Below are 17,707 nucleotides of genomic sequence, written 5' to 3' on the forward strand. Positions count from 1 at the left end.
CGCCCCGCAGCGAGGGCTGCGTCCCCCTTCCCGGCGCAGCCGAGAGAAGGGGGAAGGCGCCCAAGGCGACTCAGGGGGATGCCTCTGCTACGCCATCGTTTTGCGCAGCCACTCGGCAAAGGCCGCGCATTCCCACCGGTCCATGGTGCCGGTGCGCCAGCACAGGTAGTGGGCGTGGGGGCTGGCGGTGTCGGTGGCAAACAGGCGCACCAGCGTGCCGTTCTCCAGCCAGGGCGCGCCCAGCTTCAGGCGCACCAGCGCCACGCCCATGCCGGCGGCGGCGCCGTCGCACATCAGGCCGATGTCGTTGAACTGCGAGCCCTCGCTGGGCTCGGCCCAGTCAAGACCCGTGGCGGCAAACCAGGTGCGCCAGGGCTCCAGCGGGCTGCGCAGCAGCGGCACGCCCTCCAGGTCCTCGGGGCGATCAAAGGGGCCGTGTTCGCGCACGAAGGCGGGTGAGGCCAGGGGCGTGACCACGTCGCGGGCCAGCTCCACATGCTCCACATCGGCATAGTGGCCGGGGCCAAAGCGCACCATCAGGTCGGCGTCCTCGGCCACCACGTCCAGCAGCGGGATGGAGACTTGCAGCGCCAGGTCGATCTCGGGGTACGCCTCGGTGAACTGCCGCAGGCGCGGGATGAGGATGGTGCGCGCAAACGTGGGCGTGACGGCCAGCTTGAGCCGCCGCCGCCCGGGCGCAGCCGCCTGGCCCGGAAAGCGCTGCAGCGCGCCCAGCCCCTCACGCACATGGGCCAGGTAGGCGCTGCCCTCGGTGGTCAGCGAAAAGTCGGCCCGGCCAAACAGCCGCACGCCCAGGATCTGCTCCAGCTGCTTTACCCGGTGGCTCACGGCGCTGGGCGTCACGCACAGCTCGTCGGCCGTCTGCGTCACGCTGCGCAGGCGGGCCAGGGCCTCGAACGTCAGCAGGCACTGGATGGGCGGAATGCGCCGTGCGGCGCTGCTGAGGAAAGAGGACGGAGCTGCCGTGGCCATGGGACGAAGCGATCTAGCGGAAGATCACCGTCTTGTGACCGTTCAGGATCACGCGGTGCTCGCTGTGCCACTTCACGGCGCGGGCCAGCACCTGGCTTTCGGTGTCGCGGCCACGGGCGGTGAGGTCTTCCACCGTGTCGGTATGGTCCGCGCGGGCCACGTCCTGCTCGATGATCGGGCCTTCGTCCAGGTCGGCCGTCACGTAGTGGGCCGTGGCGCCGATCAGCTTCACGCCCCGGTCATGCGCCTGGTAGTAAGGCTTGGCGCCCTTGAAGCTGGGCAGGAAGCTGTGGTGGATGTTGATCGCCCGACCGGCCAACTTTTGACATAGGTCAAGAGAAAGTATCTGCATGTAACGGGCCAATACCACCAACTCGGCCCCTTCGCCCTCGATAATCTCAAACTGTTTGGCTTCGGCCTGGGCTTTGGTGCTGCCGGTCACCGGGATATGGTGGAAGGGCACGTTGTAGCTGGCCGCCAGCTGGTAGAAGTCGCGGTGGTTGCTGATAATGGCGCGGATGTCGATGGGCAGCAGGCCACTCTTCCAGCGGAACAGCAGGTCGTTGAGGCAGTGGCCTTCCTTGCTGACCATGAGCACGGTTTTCATGGGGGCTGCCGTGGCGTGCAGGCTCCAGTGCATGTTGTAGGGCTCGGCAAAGCTGGCCAGACGCGCTTTGAGGGTGGGATGGTCGTGCTGGTCGCAGGCAAACTGCACCCGCATGAAGAACAGGCCCGTGGCGTGGTCGTTGTACTGCGCGGCTTCTTCGATGTTGCCGCCGTGCTCCAGCAAGAAGCCCGAGACGGCGTGCACCAGCCCCAGGCGGTCGGGGCAGGACAGGGTAAGGATGTAGGCGTTGGTCATAGCTGTGCAATTGTCGCAGCAAGGGCCAAAGGCCGTGAAACCGTGAAATCAACAAGGAGCGCAAGAAGCGCAATGGGCAACGAGGGCTATGCCTCATCACTGGTCCCCTGGCGGGGCATGCTGCTGTACCTGGTGCTGGGGGTGGCCTGGGTGTTTGCGGGCGATGTGTTGCTGGCCCACTGGGTGACCGATCCGGCCCTGCTGACCCGTTTTCAGACCTGGAAGGGCTGGGGCTATGTGGCGCTGACCAGCGGCCTGGCCTGGTGGCTGCTGCGGCGCATGCGCCGCGCCGAAAAGGTGCGCATGGCCATGGCGCAGGAGCTGACGCAGATCGTGCGCCACGCGCCCGCCGGTTTTGCGCGGGTGGCGCTGGATGGCAGATTCTTATGGGCCAACACCCGCCTGTGTGACCTGCTGGGCGCTGAGCCCGTGCAGACGCTGAGCCTTAATTTCCGCGATGTGATGATCGCCCAGGACCCCGACTGGGCAGCGTCGCAGCTGGAGCGCCTGCTGGCTGGCGAGATCGACCACTATGTGGGCGAGCGTCACTGCCTGCGGCTGGACAACGGCCGCCGGGCGCCCGTGCTGTGCACCGTGACACTGGCGCCCGAAGTGGGCGATGAGCCCGCGCACCTGGTGTGTGTGGTGCAGGACCTCGACGAGATCAAGGCCGCGCGTGCTGCGCTGCAGCGCAGCGAGGCCCGCCAGCGCCTGGCGGCCACGGTGGTGGACAACACCATGGAGGGCGTGGTGGTAACCGACGCCCACAGCCGCATCCTGTCGGTCAACGCGGCGTTCACCCGGCTGCTGGGCTATACCGAAGAAGAGCTGCTGGGCAAGACCCCGCGCGTCTTCAAGTCGGGCCGCCACGACAAGGCGTTCTATGAGGCCATGTGGGCGCAAGTGACCGACACAGGCTACTGGCAGGGCGAGATCTGGAACCGTCGCAAGAACGGCGAAATCTTTCCGGAGCACATGTCGCTGTCGGCCGTGCGCGACCCGGCGGGTGAGATCACGCACTGCGTGTGCATGTTCACCGACATCTCCGAAGAAAAGGCCCAGCAGCGGCAGCTGGAATACCTGGCGCACAACGACCCGCTCACCGGCCTGTCCAACCGTACTTGGTTCGGGCACCAGCTGGAGCTGGCGGTGCAGGAGGCCCAGGGCAGCGGCGAGCACATTGCGGTGCTGCTGCTCAACCTGGACCGCTTCAAGGATGTGAACGATAGCTATGGTCACGCCACGGGCGACGAGGTGCTCAAGCACATTGCGCGGCAGGTGCAGTCCGCCCTGCGGCCCGGGGATGTGCTCGGGCGCATGGCGGGCGACGAGCTGGCGGTGGTGGCGCGCAACCTGCGCCATGCCGACGGTGCGGCCGCCGTGGCGCGCCACCTGATCCGCGCCGTGGCCGAACCCTGGCGTTCGCCCGACGGGCTGGAGGTGGTGGCGGGCGTGAGCGTGGGCATCTGCATGTTCCCCGAGCATGCGGGCACCACCGAGCTGCTGCTGCAGGGCGCCCATGCGGCCGTGTACGGTGCCAAGGCGCGCGGCCGGGGGGCCTGGTGCTTCTTCCACGAAGCCATGACCCAGGCGGCCCGCGAGCGGCTGGAGCTGGAGTCGCGCCTGCGTCTGGCACTGGCCCAGGGCCACCTGCAGATGTACTACCAGCCGCAGATTGATATCGCCACCGGTCGCATCCAGGGCGCAGAGGCCCTGGTACGCTGGAACGACCCTCAGGAGGGGCTGATCTCGCCCGCACGCTTCATCCCCGTGGCCGAGACGTCGGGCGTGATCGGGCCATTGGGCGAGTGGGTGGTGCGCGAGGTCTGCCGCCAGGGCCAGCAATGGCGCGAGGCGGGGCTACCCCCGCTGACCCTGGCGCTGAACGTGTCGCCGCGCCAGTTCCACCTGACCGACCTGGCCGGTTGCACGGCGGCCGCGCTGCAGGCCAGCGGGTTTCCGGCGGCCCTGCTGGAGCTGGAGATCACCGAAAGCGCCCTGGCCGAGCGCACCGAAGAGGCCCGCCAGGTGCTGGTGCGCCTGCGCGAGCTGGGGGTGCGCATCGCGGTGGACGACTTTGGCACGGGGTATTCGTCGCTCGCACAGCTCAAGCGGTTCCCCATCGACGTGCTCAAGATCGACCAGGGCTTCATCCGCGACATCCCACAGAGCGAGGACGACATGGCCATCAGCGCCGCCATCATCGCCATGGGGCACAGCATGGGCCTGTCGGTACTGGCCGAGGGCGTGGAGACCGAGGGCCAGCTGGCGTTCCTGCGCGAGCGGGGCTGCGATTCCTACCAGGGTTACCTGTGCAGCCGCCCCGTGCCTGCCGACGAGTTCGTGGCGTTGCTGCGGGCACAGGCCGAGCCCGTCGCTACCGTGCAGGGCTGACAGGCTCAGACCTTCTTGCCCGGCGGCGCAGGGCGCCATTGCTCGCGCAACTCGGCACACACATCGCGCGGGGGCAGCGCCGGGGTCTGGACCACGACATCGACTTGTGCACCTGATTTGATAGCTGCAGGCGCATGTTCCACCTGCGCTACCACCACTTTTGACACCAAACTGGCCGGCCAATGTGTGGGCACGCCCAGGTGGCGCAGCACATGGCCGCCACCGGCCACCAGCAGCACCGTCTGGCCGGATCGCAGCGCCTCCTGGGCCGTCTGGGCCAGGCTGGCGTCGCGGGCGATCTGGATGCGGGCCATGGGCGCGATTTGCGACTCGGGCAGCAGGCCGCAATGGCCGTCCCGCATGGCCTGCTGTTGCTCGGCCAGCGCCGGGGCGGGCAGGTGCTGGTCGAGGGAGGCGTCGGCCATGGCGGCGCGCATGCGCGTGCGGGGCAGGTTGCCGCCCAGCACCGGCACCCCTGCGCCCACGGCAGCCATGACCACCGGGCCATAGGCCTTCCAGGGCCAGGCCGCGTCGTCCCATTGCAGGGCGGCCCGCACCTGGGCCTCGCTGGCATCGCGGGGCAAGCCCTGGGTGCTGCGCCCGCGCTCGGCCATTTCCATCACCAGGGCTGCCAGCTGGCCCCGGCTGGCGAGCCAGGCCACCGCCTCGCGCTGCAGGCGCTGGTGGTCCGGGGCGTCGTGCTGCTCGCCCAATAGCAGCACGTCGGCGGGCAGCCATTGCTGTAGGCGCTCCGGCCAGGCTGCGGCGGGCACCACCGCAGCAGCCTGTGTGGACGGGGACGGCATGGGCTTTAGGGCTGGGCCCGCGCAGCCGGCCAGGGTGGCCAGGCAGGCCACGGCCAGGACTGCGGATGCAGGGCGCCAGGAGATGGCACGGGTGGTGTGGAGGGTGGAATGGCGGATGAGGCGGCTCGGCGTGTGCATCCAGCCATGCTAGCGGGCGCGCACTTGACGCAGGTCAAGAACCACACAAAACCCCTTGCCTACACTGCGCCATGCGCTCGCGGCCCACCCTTTCCACCAAGCTCCTGGCCATGGGCGCCGGATTTTTGCTGGTGGCCCTGGCTTCCATCGGGCTCACCTTGTGGGTGACCTGGAAGCTCGAAGGCGGCGCGGCGGCCGTCAACGAGGCGGGCCGCCTGCGCATGAACATGCTGCGCATGGTGTTGGTGCTGCAGACCGAACCTCCTGAGGCCGTGCAGGAGCGCGCGCGCCAGTTCGACGCCAGCCTGGAGTTGCTGCGCACGGGCGATCCGTCGCGCCCGCTCTTTGTGCCCTGGAGCGACGAGACGCGCACGCGGTTCGACGGCATCCGCACCCGCTGGGCCGAGGCCCGCACCGGGTGGGTCAGCGCCTTGCCCCCCGACCGGGCCCGGAACCTGGCCGAGGCCGATGCCTTTGTGCTGCAGGTGGACGGCTTTGTGGACGCCATCGAAATCCAGATCGCAGGCTGGACCGCCGCGCTGCACCTGTTCCAGCTGTTCATGATGGCGCTGGCCATCGTGGCGGCCGTCACCTTCATGGCCGTGAGCTACCTGCTCGTCATCAACCCTGTGGCGCGCCTGCAGCAGGCCCAGGCCCGGCTGCGCCAGGGCGAGCTGGGCACGCGGCTGCCGGTGGACACCGACGATGAGTTCGGCCAGCTCTCGGCCGGCTTCAACCTGATGGCGCATGCGCTGCAGGCCTCGCACGACGAGCTGGAGCACAAGGTGCGCGAAAAGACCGCCAGCATCGCCGTGCAGAACCAGCGGCTGGCCGCCCTGTACGAGGTCAGTGCTCTGGCCAGCACCGCCAGCAGCTTGGAGCTGCTGGCCCAGGGGTTTGTGCAGCAGATCCGCCGCGTGGCGGGCGCCGATGCCGCCGCCGTGCGCTGGTCCAACGAGGCCAACGAGCGCTACGTGCTGCTGGCCGGCGATGGCCTGCCCGTGGCCATGGCCGAGGGCGAGCACTGCCTGCACACCGGCAGCTGCCTGTGCGGCCAGCCGCAGGCGCAGGCGCGCACCCGGGTCATCCCCATCACGCCATCCACCGAGGTCGCCTTGCCGCACTGCCGCGATGCAGGGTTTGAAACCATGGTCACCATCCCCGTCAAGATGCAGATGCGCATGCTGGGCGAGGTCAACCTGTTCTTCCGCTCGCCCGTCGAGATGACCGACGAGCTGCGCGATCTGCTCGAAGCCATGACCCGCCACCTGGCCAGCGCCATGGAGGGCCTGCGTGCCACCGCGCTGGAGCGCGAGGCTGCCGTGGCCGAGGAGCGCGGCCTGCTCGCGCGCGAGCTGCACGACTCCATCGCCCAGTCGCTGGCCTTCCTCAAGATCCAGACTCAGCTGCTGCGCGACGCAGTGGCGCGCGGCGACGAGGCCAAGCGCGACCGCAGCATCGGCGAGCTGGATGTGGGCGTGCGCGAGTGCTATTCGGATGTGCGCGAACTGCTGGTGCACTTTCGCACCCGCACCAGCGAGGAAGACATTGAATCGGCGCTGCGCGCCACCTTGTCCAAGTTCGAGCACCAGACCGGCATGGTTACCACGCTGGGCATGGTGGGCCATGGCCTGCCACTGGCGCAGGACGTGCAGATCCAGGTGCTGCACATGGTGCAGGAGGCGTTGTCGAACGTGCGCAAGCACTCGGGCGCCACGCGGGTCGATGTGCTCGTGCACCGCCACCCCCGCTGGCGCTTTGAGGTGCAGGACAACGGCACGGGTTTTGACGTGACCGCCGTGCCGCCCGATTCGCTGCACGTGGGCATGGGCATCATGCGCGAGCGGGCCCAGCGCATTGGCGCCGTAGTCCAGGTGGAGTCCACGCCAGGGCAGGGCACCCGGGTGTGCATCGAGCTGCCTTCGGTCGTGCCCGCCCAGACCGTGGCCGTTGCTTCGGAGGGGCCATTGGCTCAAGCTGCCCAGGCCGCCCAGGCCGACATTCCCCACACCGCCACCACTCCATGACGAACCAAGCTGCCTCCGCCACCGCATCTTCTCCCCTGGTCACGCTGCTGGTGGTGGACGATCACACGCTGTTCCGGCGCGGTTTGATCGCGCTGCTGGGCCAGTATGAGGGCCTGTCCGTGGTGGGCGAGGCGGGAGACGCCGCGCAGGCCCTGCGGCTTGCGCCCCAGCTGCGGCCGCAGGTCATCCTGCTCGACAACCACCTGCCCGGCGTGATGGGCGTGGATGCGATCCAGGGGCTGCGCGAGGTGTCGCCCACCTCGCGCGTTCTCATGCTCACCGTGAGCGAGGACGCGCAGGACCTGGCGACCGCGCTGCGTAACGGCGCGCAGGGCTACCTGCTCAAGACCATTGACGGCGAGCTGCTGGCCCAGGCCATTCACCGCGCCGCCCGGGGCGAGCCCGTGGTCAGCCCTGAGCTGATGGGCAAGCTCGTGGCGGCGTTCCAGTCGCAGGGCGCGCCCGAGGCGCCCCCCGCGCCGATGCCACCTGCCGACGCAGCGGCGGCCGCCCCCAACGGTTTCACCCCCCTGTCGCCGCGCGAGGAAGACGTGCTGCGCGAGATCGCCCGGGGTGCGAGCAACAAGGAGATCGCCCGCACGCTCGACATCGCCGAGACCACGGTGAAGATCCACGTGCAGCACATCCTGCGCAAGCTGGGCCTCAGCTCGCGCGTGCAGGCAGCGGTGTACGCGTCGGACCGGCAGCGCGCGGAATAGCGCGGGTTACTGCGCGCGGCGTGCAGGCGCTACTGCCGTGCAACACATACTCCATAGTTCTTTCGAACGATGCCCTGCCCCGGGTGACTAGTCCCTCTGCCGCGCCGCACACCCTCTAGCGAAGGATGTGCAAAAGGCGCTGCGCACGCGACCATTCCTCTCATGCAAAAAGAGAGGAATCGCGCAATGGCCAACGCAACTTTGCCCCCGGGCGACAGCCCGCAGCGCACCCGTCAGGCGTGGTCGGTGCTCATCGTCAGCACCTTCGCCTTCACCGTCTGCTTCATGGTCTGGATGATGTTCGGCGTCATCGGCATCCCTATCAAGAAGATGCTCAACCTGAACTCCACGCAGTTCGGGCTGCTCATGTCCATGCCCGTGCTCACCGGCTCGTTGGTGCGGGTGCCGCTGGGCATCTGGACGGACAAGTTCGGCGGCCGCATCGTGATGGCCGCCGTGATGGCCACCACCGTGCCTGCCATCTGGATGATGGGCTACGCCACCGAGTACTGGCACTTCCTCACCATCGGTCTGTTCGTGGGCTTGGCGGGGGGCTCGTTCTCGGTGGGCACGCCCTACGTGGCCCGTTGGTTCCCCAAGGAGCGCCAGGGCACTGCCATGGGCGTGTACGGCGCGGGCAACTCGGGCGCAGCCGTCAACAAGTTCGTGGCGCCCGTGATCCTGGTGGCCTTCGGCTGGACCATGGTGCCGCAGGTGTATGCGGCCATCATGCTCGGCACGCTGGTGCTGTTCTGGCTGTTCAGCTACAGCGACCCGGCCCACCTGGTGCCCAGCAACGTCAAGTTCACCGACCAGCTCAAGGCGCTGAAGGACCCCAAGGTGCTCAAGTACTGCCAGTACTACAGCATCGTGTTTGGTGGCTATGTGGCGCTGTCGCTGTGGATGGTGCAGTACTACGTGGGCGAATACGGCCTGGACATCCGCGTGGCCGCGCTGCTGGCCGCCTGCTTCTCGCTGCCCGGCGGAGTGCTGCGCGCCATTGGCGGCATTTTGAGTGACAAGTACGGCGCCCACAGCGTGACCTGGTGGGTGATGTGGGTGAGCTGGATCTGCCTGTTCCTGCTGAGCTACCCGCAGACCGACTTCACCATCCTCACGGTCAACGGCCCGCAGACCTTCCACATCGGCCTGAACGTGTACCTGTTCACTGGCCTCATGTTCCTGCTGGGCATTTGCTGGGCCTTCGGCAAGGCCAGTGTCTTCAAGTACATCAGCGACGACTACCCCCACAACATCGGCGCCATCAGCGGCATCGTGGGTCTGGCAGGCGGCATGGGCGGCTTCGTCCTGCCCATCCTGTTCGGTGCACTGATGGACCTGACCGGTATCCGCTCCAGCGCTTTCATGCTGATGTATGGCGTGGTGTGGGTCTCGCTCATCTGGATGTACTTCACCGAAGTGCGCAACACCCGTCTCATGGGTTCGCAAAGCGCCGCCGCACAGACGGCCGCCCGCTGATTTTTTCCAAGGACTCTCACCATGTCTGCCACCACCACCAGCGGGCGCCAGGGGCGTCTGCTCACCCTCTGGGCCCCGGAGGACAAATCGTTCTGGGAGCGCGAAGGCGAGGCCATCGCCAAGCTCAACCTCTGGATCTCGGTGCCCGCGTTGTTCCTGGCCTTTGCCATCTGGCAGGTCTGGAGCGTTGTGGCCGTGAGCCTGCCCGGCCTCGGCTTCAAGTACTCGACCAACCAGCTCTTCTGGCTGGCGGCGGCGCCCGCGCTCTCGGGTGCCACACTGCGCATCTTCTATTCGTTCATGGTGCCGCTGGTCGGTGGCCGCCGCTGGACGGCGATCTCCACCGCCTCGCTGCTGATTCCTGCGCTGGGCATCGGCTTTGCGGTGCAGGACAACACCACGGCTTATCCCACCATGCTCATCCTGGCGCTGCTGTGTGGCCTGGGCGGCGGCAACTTCAGTTCCAGCATGGCCAACATCAGCTTCTTTTTTCCGAAGGAGCGCAAGGGATCGGCGCTGGGTGTGAATGCGGGCCTGGGTAACCTGGGCGTGTCGGTGGTGCAGTTCCTGAGCCCTCTGGTCGTCACGGCCGGTATCTTTGGAGTTTTTGGGGGTGATGCCCAGACCATCGTCAAGAACGGCCAGACTGCACAGGTCTGGACGCAGAACGCCGCTTTCATCTGGGTGCCATGGATTGCGCTGACCGCGCTGGCGGCCTGGTTTGGGATGAACGATATTGCCGACGCGCGCGCTTCGTTCGCTGCGCAGGCCGCCATTTTCAAGCGCAAGCACAACTGGCTGATGTGCGTGCTGTACCTTGGCACCTTCGGCTCGTTCATCGGCTATGCCGCAGGCTTTCCTCTGCTCATCAAGAGCCAGTTTCCCAGCATCAACCCCCTGGCCTACGCCTGGCTGGGACCGCTGGTGGGTGCGGTGGTGCGGCCCTTTGGGGGCTGGCTGGCCGACAAGCTCGGCGGTGCCCGCGTCACGCTGTGGAACTTCATCGTCATGGCCATCGCCGTGGTCGGTGTGACGGTGTTCCTGCCATCAGGCGGTAACGAGGGCCAGTTCGCCGGCTTCTTCGTGTGCTTCCTGGTGCTGTTTCTCACCACCGGCATCGGCAACGGCTCCACCTTCCGCATGATCCCCGTGATCTTCCTGACCGAAGCCATGCGCGGTGTGGACCCCCGCAACGCGGCGGCTGTGGCCCAGGCCAACAAGGAAGGCAACACCCTGGGTGCTGCCACGCTGGGTTTCACCGCCGCCATGGCGGCCTACGGCGGGTTCTTCATTCCCAAGAGCTACGGCAGCTCTATCGCGCTGACCGGCAGCCCCCACGCCGCGCTGTGGACGTTCTTCGCCTTCTACCTCGTATGCATCGTGATCACCTGGTGGCACTACGCGCGCAAGAACGCCGCCATGCCTTGCTGAAGACCCCCTGAACAGAACAGAACAAGGAGCCCCCGATGAGCCATTTCCTCGATCGCCTTTCGTACTTCTCGCAGCCCCGCGAGACCTTTGCCCAGGGCCATGGCCAGACCAACGGTGAAGACCGCACCTGGGAAGACGCCTACCGCGACCGCTGGGCGCACGACAAGATCGTGCGCAGCACCCACGGCGTGAACTGCACCGGCAGCTGCAGCTGGAAGATCTACGTCAAGGGCGGCATCGTCACCTGGGAAACCCAGCAGACCGACTACCCCCGCACCCGCCCCGACCTGCCCAACCACGAGCCCCGTGGCTGCGCGCGCGGCGCCAGCTACAGCTGGTACCTGTACAGCGCCAACCGCGTGAAGTACCCCATGGTGCGTGGCCGCCTGCTCAAGCACTGGCGCGCCGCCATCGCGCTGGCCAAGAGCCCGGTCGATGCCTGGGCCAGCATCGTCGAGAACGATGCCTCGCGCAGCGAATGGCAAAAGCAGCGCGGCCTGGGCGGCTTTGTGCGCAGCACCTGGGACGAAGTGAACCAGATGATCGCTGCGGCCAACGTCTACACCATCAAGAAGCACGGCCCCGACCGCATCATCGGCTTCTCGCCGATTCCGGCCATGTCGATGATTTCGTACGCAGCCGGTTCGCGCTACCTGAGCCTGATTGGCGGCGTGTGCATGAGCTTCTACGACTGGTACTGCGACCTGCCCCCCAGCAGCCCGCAAACCTGGGGCGAGCAGACCGACGTGCCCGAATCGGCCGACTGGTACAACAGCTCGTACATCATTGCCTGGGGCTCCAACGTGCCCCAGACACGCACGCCGGATGCGCACTTCCTGACCGAGGTGCGCTACAAGGGCACCAAGGTCGTGTCCATCACGCCCGACTATTCCGAAGTGGCCAAGCTGGGCGACTTGTGGATGCACCCCAAGCAGGGCACCGACGCTGCCGTGGCCATGGCCATGGGCCATGTGATCCTGAAAGAGTTCTACTTCAAGGACGGCGGCAAGGGCCGCAGCGCGTACTTTGATGACTACGCACGCCGCTACACCGACCTGCCGCTGTTGGTGGTGCTCAAGGAAAAGACGCTGCCCGATGGCCGCACGGTGATGGTGCCCGACCGCTATGTGCGCGCCAGCGACTTCCCTGGCCAGCTCGACCAGTCCAACAACCCTGACTGGAAGACCGTGGGCTATGACGAGCTGGGCCAGGTCACGCTGCCCAACGGCTCCATCGGCTTCCGCTGGGGGGCCGACGGTCGCACCGACCAGGGCCTGTGGAATCTGGAGAACAAGGACGCTCGTACCGCCAATACCGTCAAGCTCAAGCTGTCGGTGATCGAGGATGGCGCGCAGGCCCATGACGTGGCCGATGTCGCCTTCCCGTATTTCGGTGGCGTACATGCGCCGAATTTCACGGCCAATGAACAGGGCAGTGACGTGATGGTGCGCCGCGTGCCGGTGTCCCATCTGGAGCTGTCCGGCCACGAGGCCCAAGGCCGTGTGATGGTGGCCACGGTGTTCGACCTGCTGGCCGCCAACTACGGCATTGACCGGGGCCTGCCCGGCGAAGAACAAGGCGTCACGTACGACAGCGACCGCCCCTACACCCCCGCATGGCAAGAAAAGATCACCGGCGTGCCACGCGACCAGGTCATCACCGTGGCCCGCCAGTTTGCCGACAACGCGCACAAGACCCACGGCAAGTCCATGGTGATCATCGGCGCAGCCATGAACCACTGGTACCACAGTGACATGAACTACCGGGGCATCATCAACATGCTGATGCTGTGCGGCTGCATTGGCCAAAGCGGCGGCGGCTGGGCGCACTATGTGGGTCAGGAAAAGCTGCGGCCCCAAACCGGCTGGACCGCGCTGGCCTTTGCGCTGGACTGGATCCGCCCACCCCGCCAGATGAACAGCACGAGCTTCTTCTACGCCCACACCGACCAGTGGCGCTACGAAAAGCTGGGCATGGAAGAAATCCTCTCGCCCCTGGCCGACAAGAAGGCCTACCACGGTGCTCAGATCGACTACAACGTGCGCGCCGAGCGAATGGGCTGGCTGCCTTCGGCGCCCCAGCTCAAGACCAGCCCGCTGCAGGTGGCCAAGGACGCCGCTGCGAAGGGCATGGACGCCAAGGACTACGTGGTGCAGTCGCTCAAGAACGGCAACCTGCAAATGAGCTGCGAGGACCCGGACCACCCCTCCAACTGGCCGCGCAACATGTTCGTGTGGCGCTCCAACATCCTGGGCTCGTCGGGCAAGGGGCATGAGTACTTCCTCAAGCACTTGCTGGGCACCACCCACGGCGTGCAGGGCAAGGACCTGGGCCAGGACGAAGCCAAGCCCGAGGAAGTGCAGTGGCACGCCAAGGCCCCGGAAGGCAAGCTGGACCTGCTGGTCACGCTGGACTTCCGCATGAGCACGACCTGTTTGTATTCGGACATCGTGTTGCCCACGGCCACCTGGTATGAGAAGAATGACCTCAACACCAGCGACATGCACCCCTTCATCCACCCGCTGTCCACCGCCGTGGACCCTGCCTGGCAGGCCAAGAGCGACTGGGAGATCTACAAGGGCTTCGCCAAGGCCGTGAGCGAGGTCAGCGTGGGCCACCTGGGCGTGGAGAAGGACGTGGTGCTCACGCCCATCATGCACGACACGGCGGGCGAAATGGCCCAGCCTTACGGCGTGCGCGACTGGAAGCACGGCGACTGCGACCTCATCCCCGGCAAGACCGCACCGCAGGTCACGGTGGTCGAGCGTGACTACCCCAACCTGTACAAGCGCTTCACGGCCCTGGGTCCGCTGATGGACAAGGTGGGCAACGGCGGCAAGGGCATTGGCTGGAACACGCAGACTGAAGTGGGCCAGCTGGGCGATTTGAACGGCCGGGTGAAGGAAGAGGGCGTGACGCAAGGCATGCCCCGCATCGTGAGCGACATCGACGCCACCGAGGTGGTGATGATGCTCGCGCCTGAAACCAACGGCCACGTGGCCTGCAAGGCCTGGGAGGCCCTGGGCAAGCAGACCGGCCGCGACCACGTGCACCTGGCACTGCACCGCGAGGACGAGAAGATCCGCTTCCGCGACATCCAGGCGCAGCCGCGCAAGATCATCAGCTCGCCCACATGGTCGGGCCTGGAGAGCGAAAAGGTCAGCTACAACGCGGGCTACACCAACGTGCACGAGCTGATCCCATGGCGCACCCTCACGGGCCGCCAGCAGTTCTACCAGGACCACCCCTGGATGCGCGACTTCGGCGAAGGCTTTGTGAGCTACCGCCCCCCCGTGCACCTGAAGACGCTGGAAGAAGTCGAAGGCAAGAAGCCCAACGGCCACCGCGAGATTGCGCTGAACTTCATCACGCCGCACCAGAAGTGGGGCATCCACAGCACGTACAGCGACAACCTGATGATGCTCACGCTGAACCGGGGTGGCTCGGTGGTGTGGCTGAGCGAGGACGACGCCAAGAGCGCCGGCATCGTGGACAACGACTGGGTCGAGCTGTTCAACGCCAACGGTGCCATTGCGGCCCGCGCGGTGGTGAGCCAGCGTGTGAACCCCGGCATGGTGATGATGTACCACTCGCAAGAGAAGATCATCAACACCCCCGGTTCCGAGATCACCGGCACGCGCGGTGGCATCCACAACTCGGTCACGCGCATCGTGCTCAAGCCCACCCACATGATCGGTGGCTACGCGCAGTACAGCTACGGCTTCAACTACTACGGAACCATCGGCACCAACCGCGACGAGTTCGTGCTGGTGCGCAAGATGGACCGCATCGACTGGATGGATGGCGAAGCCGCTGCATCCGACCACGCCTGAAGCCGAAGACAAGGAGAAACACGATGAAAATTCGCGCACAAATCGGCATGGTGCTCAACCTGGACAAGTGCATCGGCTGCCACACCTGCTCGGTCACCTGCAAGAACGTCTGGACCAGCCGCCCCGGCGTGGAATACGCCTGGTTCAACAACGTTGAAACCAAGCCCGGCATCGGCTACCCCAAGGAATGGGAAAACCAGGACCGCTGGAACGGTGGCTGGGTGCGCAACCCCGATGGCTCCATCGCCCCCCGCCAGGGCGGCAAGTGGAAGCTGCTCATGCGCATCTTCGCCAACCCCAACCTGCCGCAGATCGACGACTACTACGAGCCCTTCACGTTCGACTACGACCATCTGCAGGCTGCGCCTGAAAGCAAGGCCGCACCCACGGCCCGGCCGCGCAGCCTGATCACCGGCAAGCGCATGGAGAAGATCGAGTGGGGCCCGAACTGGGAGGAAATCCTGGGCGGCGAGTTCAGCAAGCGCAGCCAGGACAAGAACTTCGACGATGTGCAAAAGGACATCTACGGCCAGTTCGAAAACACCTTCATGATGTATCTGCCGCGCCTGTGCGAGCACTGCCTGAACCCGGCGTGCGTGGCATCGTGCCCCTCGGGCTCGATCTACAAGCGCGAGGAAGACGGCATTGTGCTGATCGACCAGGACAAGTGCCGTGGCTGGCGCATGTGCGTGAGCGGTTGCCCCTACAAGAAGATTTACTACAACTGGCAGTCGGGCAAGGCCGAGAAGTGCATCTTCTGCTACCCCCGCATCGAGGCGGGCCAGCCCACGGTGTGCTCCGAAACCTGCGTGGGCCGCATCCGTTACCTTGGCGTGCTGCTGTACGACGCGGACCGCATCCAGGAAGCCGCCAGCGTGGAGCGCGACCGCGACCTGTACCAGGCCCAGCTCGACATCTTCCTGGACCCGAACGATCCGGACGTCATCAAGCAGGCGCGCATCGACGGTATCCCCGACAGCTGGATGGAAGCCGCCCGCAACAGCCCCGTCTACAAGATGGCCGTAGACTGGAAGGTGGCCCTGCCGCTGCACCCCGAGTACCGCACGCTGCCCATGGTCTGGTATGTGCCGCCGCTCTCGCCCATCACGGCCGCCGCCAACGCGGGCCATGTGGGCGTGAATGGCGAGATCCCCGACGTGTCCCAGCTGCGCATCCCCGTGCAGTACCTGGCCAACCTGCTCACCGCCGGCGACACCGGCCCGGTGGTGCGGGCGCTGGAGCGCATGCTGGCCATGCGCACCTACCAGCGCGACAAGCATGTGGAGCAGCGCCAGAACCTGGCGGTGCTCAAGCAGGCGGGCCTGTCGATGGCCGAGGTCGAGGAGATGTACCAGGTGATGGCCATTGCCAATTACGAAGACCGCTTCGTGATCCCGTCGGCCCACCGCGAATACGCCGAGAACGCGTTCGACATCCGCGGCGGCTGCGGCTTCTCGTTTGGCAACGGCTGCTCGGATGGCGCGACGGAAGTCAGCATGTTCGGGGGCAAGAAGCCCCGCACCATCCCGATCAAGGCCACGGTCTGATCGCACACAGGAAGGAATCACCATGTTCAAGAAGAACCCGACCTCTGTGCGCCTGACCCTGCGTGCCCTGGGCTACCTGCTGAGCTATCCCGACGCGCAGCTGCGCAGTGTGATGCCGCAGCTCATCGATGCGCTGCAGGCCGAGCAGGCCCTCAGCGCTGAGCGCATGGACGAGCTGAAGGCCGTGTGCCAGCACCTCGCGGCGCTGGACCCGCTGGAAGCCGAGGCCCGCTACGTGGACAACTTTGACCGGGGCCGCCAGACCTCGCTGCACCTGTTCGAGCATGTGCACGGCGACTCGCGCGACCGGGGCCCGGCGCTTATCGACCTGCTGCAGACCTACGAAAAGGCCGGTCTGCAGTTTGAGGCCGACGAGCTGCCCGACCACCTGCCCGTGGTGCTGGAGTTCGCCTCCACCCAGCCGCCCGCCGTGGCCAAGGAGTTCCTGGGCGAAATGGCCCACATCCTCAATGCCTTGTTTAGCGCCTTGGTGGCACGCAATAGCCCCTACGCCAGCGTGATCGCTGCGGTGCTCGAAGTCTCGGGCCAGCGCGTGCAGTCGGTGGCTCTCACGCCCGAGCCGCCCATGGACGAGGTCTGGGCCGAGCCCGAAGCGTTTGGCGGTTGCAGCACCCAGGGCCAGTCCAAGCCTGACCAGCCGCAACCCTTGCATTTTGTCCGTACCCCCCGCGCCGAGCGGGCCCCCGAAGGAGTCTCAGCATGACTACCCACTGGCTCGATACCCTGTTGTTTGGCATCTATCCCTACATCTGCCTGGCCGTGTTTTTCATCGGCAGCTGGGCGCGGTTTGACCGTGACCAGTACACGTGGAAAAGCGACTCGTCGCAGCTGCTGCGCACCGGCAGCCTGCGCTGGGGCAGCAACCTGTTCCACGTGGGCGTGCTGTTCCTGTTCTTCGGGCACACCTTTGGCATGCTGACGCCGCACTTTGTGTATGAACATTTCATCAGCGCGGGCAACAAGCAGCTGATGGCCATGGTGACAGGGGGCATTGCGGGCCTGCTGGCCTTCGTGGGCATCTCCATCCTGCTGCACCGCCGCCTGTCGGACGCGCGTATCCGCGCCACGTCCAAGACCAGCGACATCGTGCTGCTGATCCTGCTCTGGCTGCAGCTGGCACTGGGCCTGGCCACCATTCCGCTGTCGGCGCAGCACCTGGATGGCTCCATGATGATGAAGCTGGCCGAGTGGGGCCAGCGCGTGGTCACCTTCCGCAGCGGCGGTGTGGAGCTGCTGGCCGAGGCCGGCTGGATCTTCAAGGCCCACATGTTTCTGGGCATGAGCATCTTCCTCATCTTCCCGTTCACCCGCCTGGTGCATGTGTGGAGCGGCTTTGGCACGCTGGCCTATGTGCTGCGCCCTTACCAGGTGGTGCGTGCGCGCCGCCTGAACCTGCCCGCTGGCCACCTGCAGTCGCAAGACCGCCGCGCCTGAAACCCACCGACCATCCAGGAGCA

The 17,707-nt window shown here is 66.3% G+C and carries 12 protein-coding genes; 9 read left to right on the plus strand and 3 right to left on the minus strand.

Going from position 1 to position 17,707, the window contains the following annotated elements; genetic code table 11:
• Positions 1 to 87: 87 nt before the first annotated feature.
• Together ACODSU_RS15235 and purU are read right to left on the minus strand one after the other, a co-directional pair.
• Positions 88 to 993 (minus strand): LysR substrate-binding domain-containing protein, encoded by a 906-nt coding sequence (locus tag ACODSU_RS15235; protein WP_060984772.1) that lies wholly within the window; start codon positions 991 to 993, stop codon positions 88 to 90.
• A gap of 13 nt (positions 994 to 1,006) precedes the next feature.
• On the minus strand, positions 1,007 to 1,855 hold the full coding sequence (gene purU, locus ACODSU_RS15240; RefSeq protein WP_015012272.1) for a formyltetrahydrofolate deformylase: 849 nt from the start codon (positions 1,853 to 1,855) through the stop codon (positions 1,007 to 1,009).
• A gap of 72 nt (positions 1,856 to 1,927) precedes the next feature.
• Here purU and ACODSU_RS15245 point away from each other — a divergent pair, with 72 nt between their 5' ends.
• Positions 1,928 to 4,249 carry a putative bifunctional diguanylate cyclase/phosphodiesterase gene (locus ACODSU_RS15245; protein WP_488842909.1) on the plus strand — a complete coding sequence of 774 codons (2,322 nt, stop codon included), beginning with the start codon at positions 1,928 to 1,930 and terminating at the stop codon, positions 4,247 to 4,249.
• Between the two features lie 5 nt (positions 4,250 to 4,254).
• Here the strand turns inward: ACODSU_RS15245 and ACODSU_RS15250 are convergent, their stop codons facing one another.
• The gene (locus tag ACODSU_RS15250; RefSeq protein ID WP_488842911.1) at positions 4,255 to 5,193 is read right to left on the minus strand and encodes a ChaN family lipoprotein; all 939 of its coding nucleotides are present in this window, start codon (positions 5,191 to 5,193) and stop codon (positions 4,255 to 4,257) included.
• A gap of 71 nt (positions 5,194 to 5,264) precedes the next feature.
• Between ACODSU_RS15250 and ACODSU_RS15255 the strand changes: the two genes are divergently transcribed.
• From ACODSU_RS15255 to narI, 8 genes are all read left to right on the plus strand, one after another.
• A complete protein-coding gene (locus ACODSU_RS15255; protein WP_488842913.1) occupies positions 5,265 to 7,220 on the plus strand; it encodes a type IV pili methyl-accepting chemotaxis transducer N-terminal domain-containing protein in 1,956 nt (651 codons plus the stop codon).
• A complete protein-coding gene (locus ACODSU_RS15260) occupies positions 7,217 to 7,939 on the plus strand; it encodes a response regulator (RefSeq protein ID WP_488842915.1) in 723 nt (240 codons plus the stop codon). Before ACODSU_RS15255 ends, ACODSU_RS15260 begins: the two co-directional genes overlap by 4 nt.
• 186 nt (positions 7,940 to 8,125) lie before the next feature.
• Positions 8,126 to 9,418 (plus strand): MFS transporter, encoded by a 1,293-nt coding sequence (locus ACODSU_RS15265; RefSeq protein ID WP_488842917.1) that lies wholly within the window; start codon positions 8,126 to 8,128, stop codon positions 9,416 to 9,418.
• Between the two features lie 21 nt (positions 9,419 to 9,439).
• Positions 9,440 to 10,849, plus strand: a complete 1,410-nt coding sequence (locus ACODSU_RS15270; protein ID WP_060984778.1) for a NarK family nitrate/nitrite MFS transporter — start codon at positions 9,440 to 9,442, stop codon at positions 10,847 to 10,849.
• Between the two features lie 35 nt (positions 10,850 to 10,884).
• Positions 10,885 to 14,682: a nitrate reductase subunit alpha gene (locus ACODSU_RS15275; RefSeq protein ID WP_488842919.1), complete on the plus strand. Its 3,798-nt coding sequence runs from the start codon at positions 10,885 to 10,887 to the stop codon at positions 14,680 to 14,682.
• 23 nt (positions 14,683 to 14,705) lie between these two features.
• On the plus strand, positions 14,706 to 16,229 hold the full coding sequence (gene narH, locus ACODSU_RS15280) for a nitrate reductase subunit beta (protein WP_110961661.1): 1,524 nt from the start codon (positions 14,706 to 14,708) through the stop codon (positions 16,227 to 16,229).
• 22 nt (positions 16,230 to 16,251) lie between these two features.
• Entirely contained in the window at positions 16,252 to 16,953 is a 702-nt protein-coding gene (narJ, locus tag ACODSU_RS15285; protein WP_060984781.1) for a nitrate reductase molybdenum cofactor assembly chaperone, read from the plus strand.
• On the plus strand, positions 16,950 to 17,684 hold the full coding sequence (gene narI, locus ACODSU_RS15290; protein ID WP_060984782.1) for a respiratory nitrate reductase subunit gamma: 735 nt from the start codon (positions 16,950 to 16,952) through the stop codon (positions 17,682 to 17,684). The genes narJ and narI overlap by 4 nt, the downstream gene beginning before the upstream one ends.
• The last annotated feature ends 23 nt before the right edge of the window (positions 17,685 to 17,707 follow it).

The organism is Acidovorax sp. FG48 (assembly GCF_057809085.1).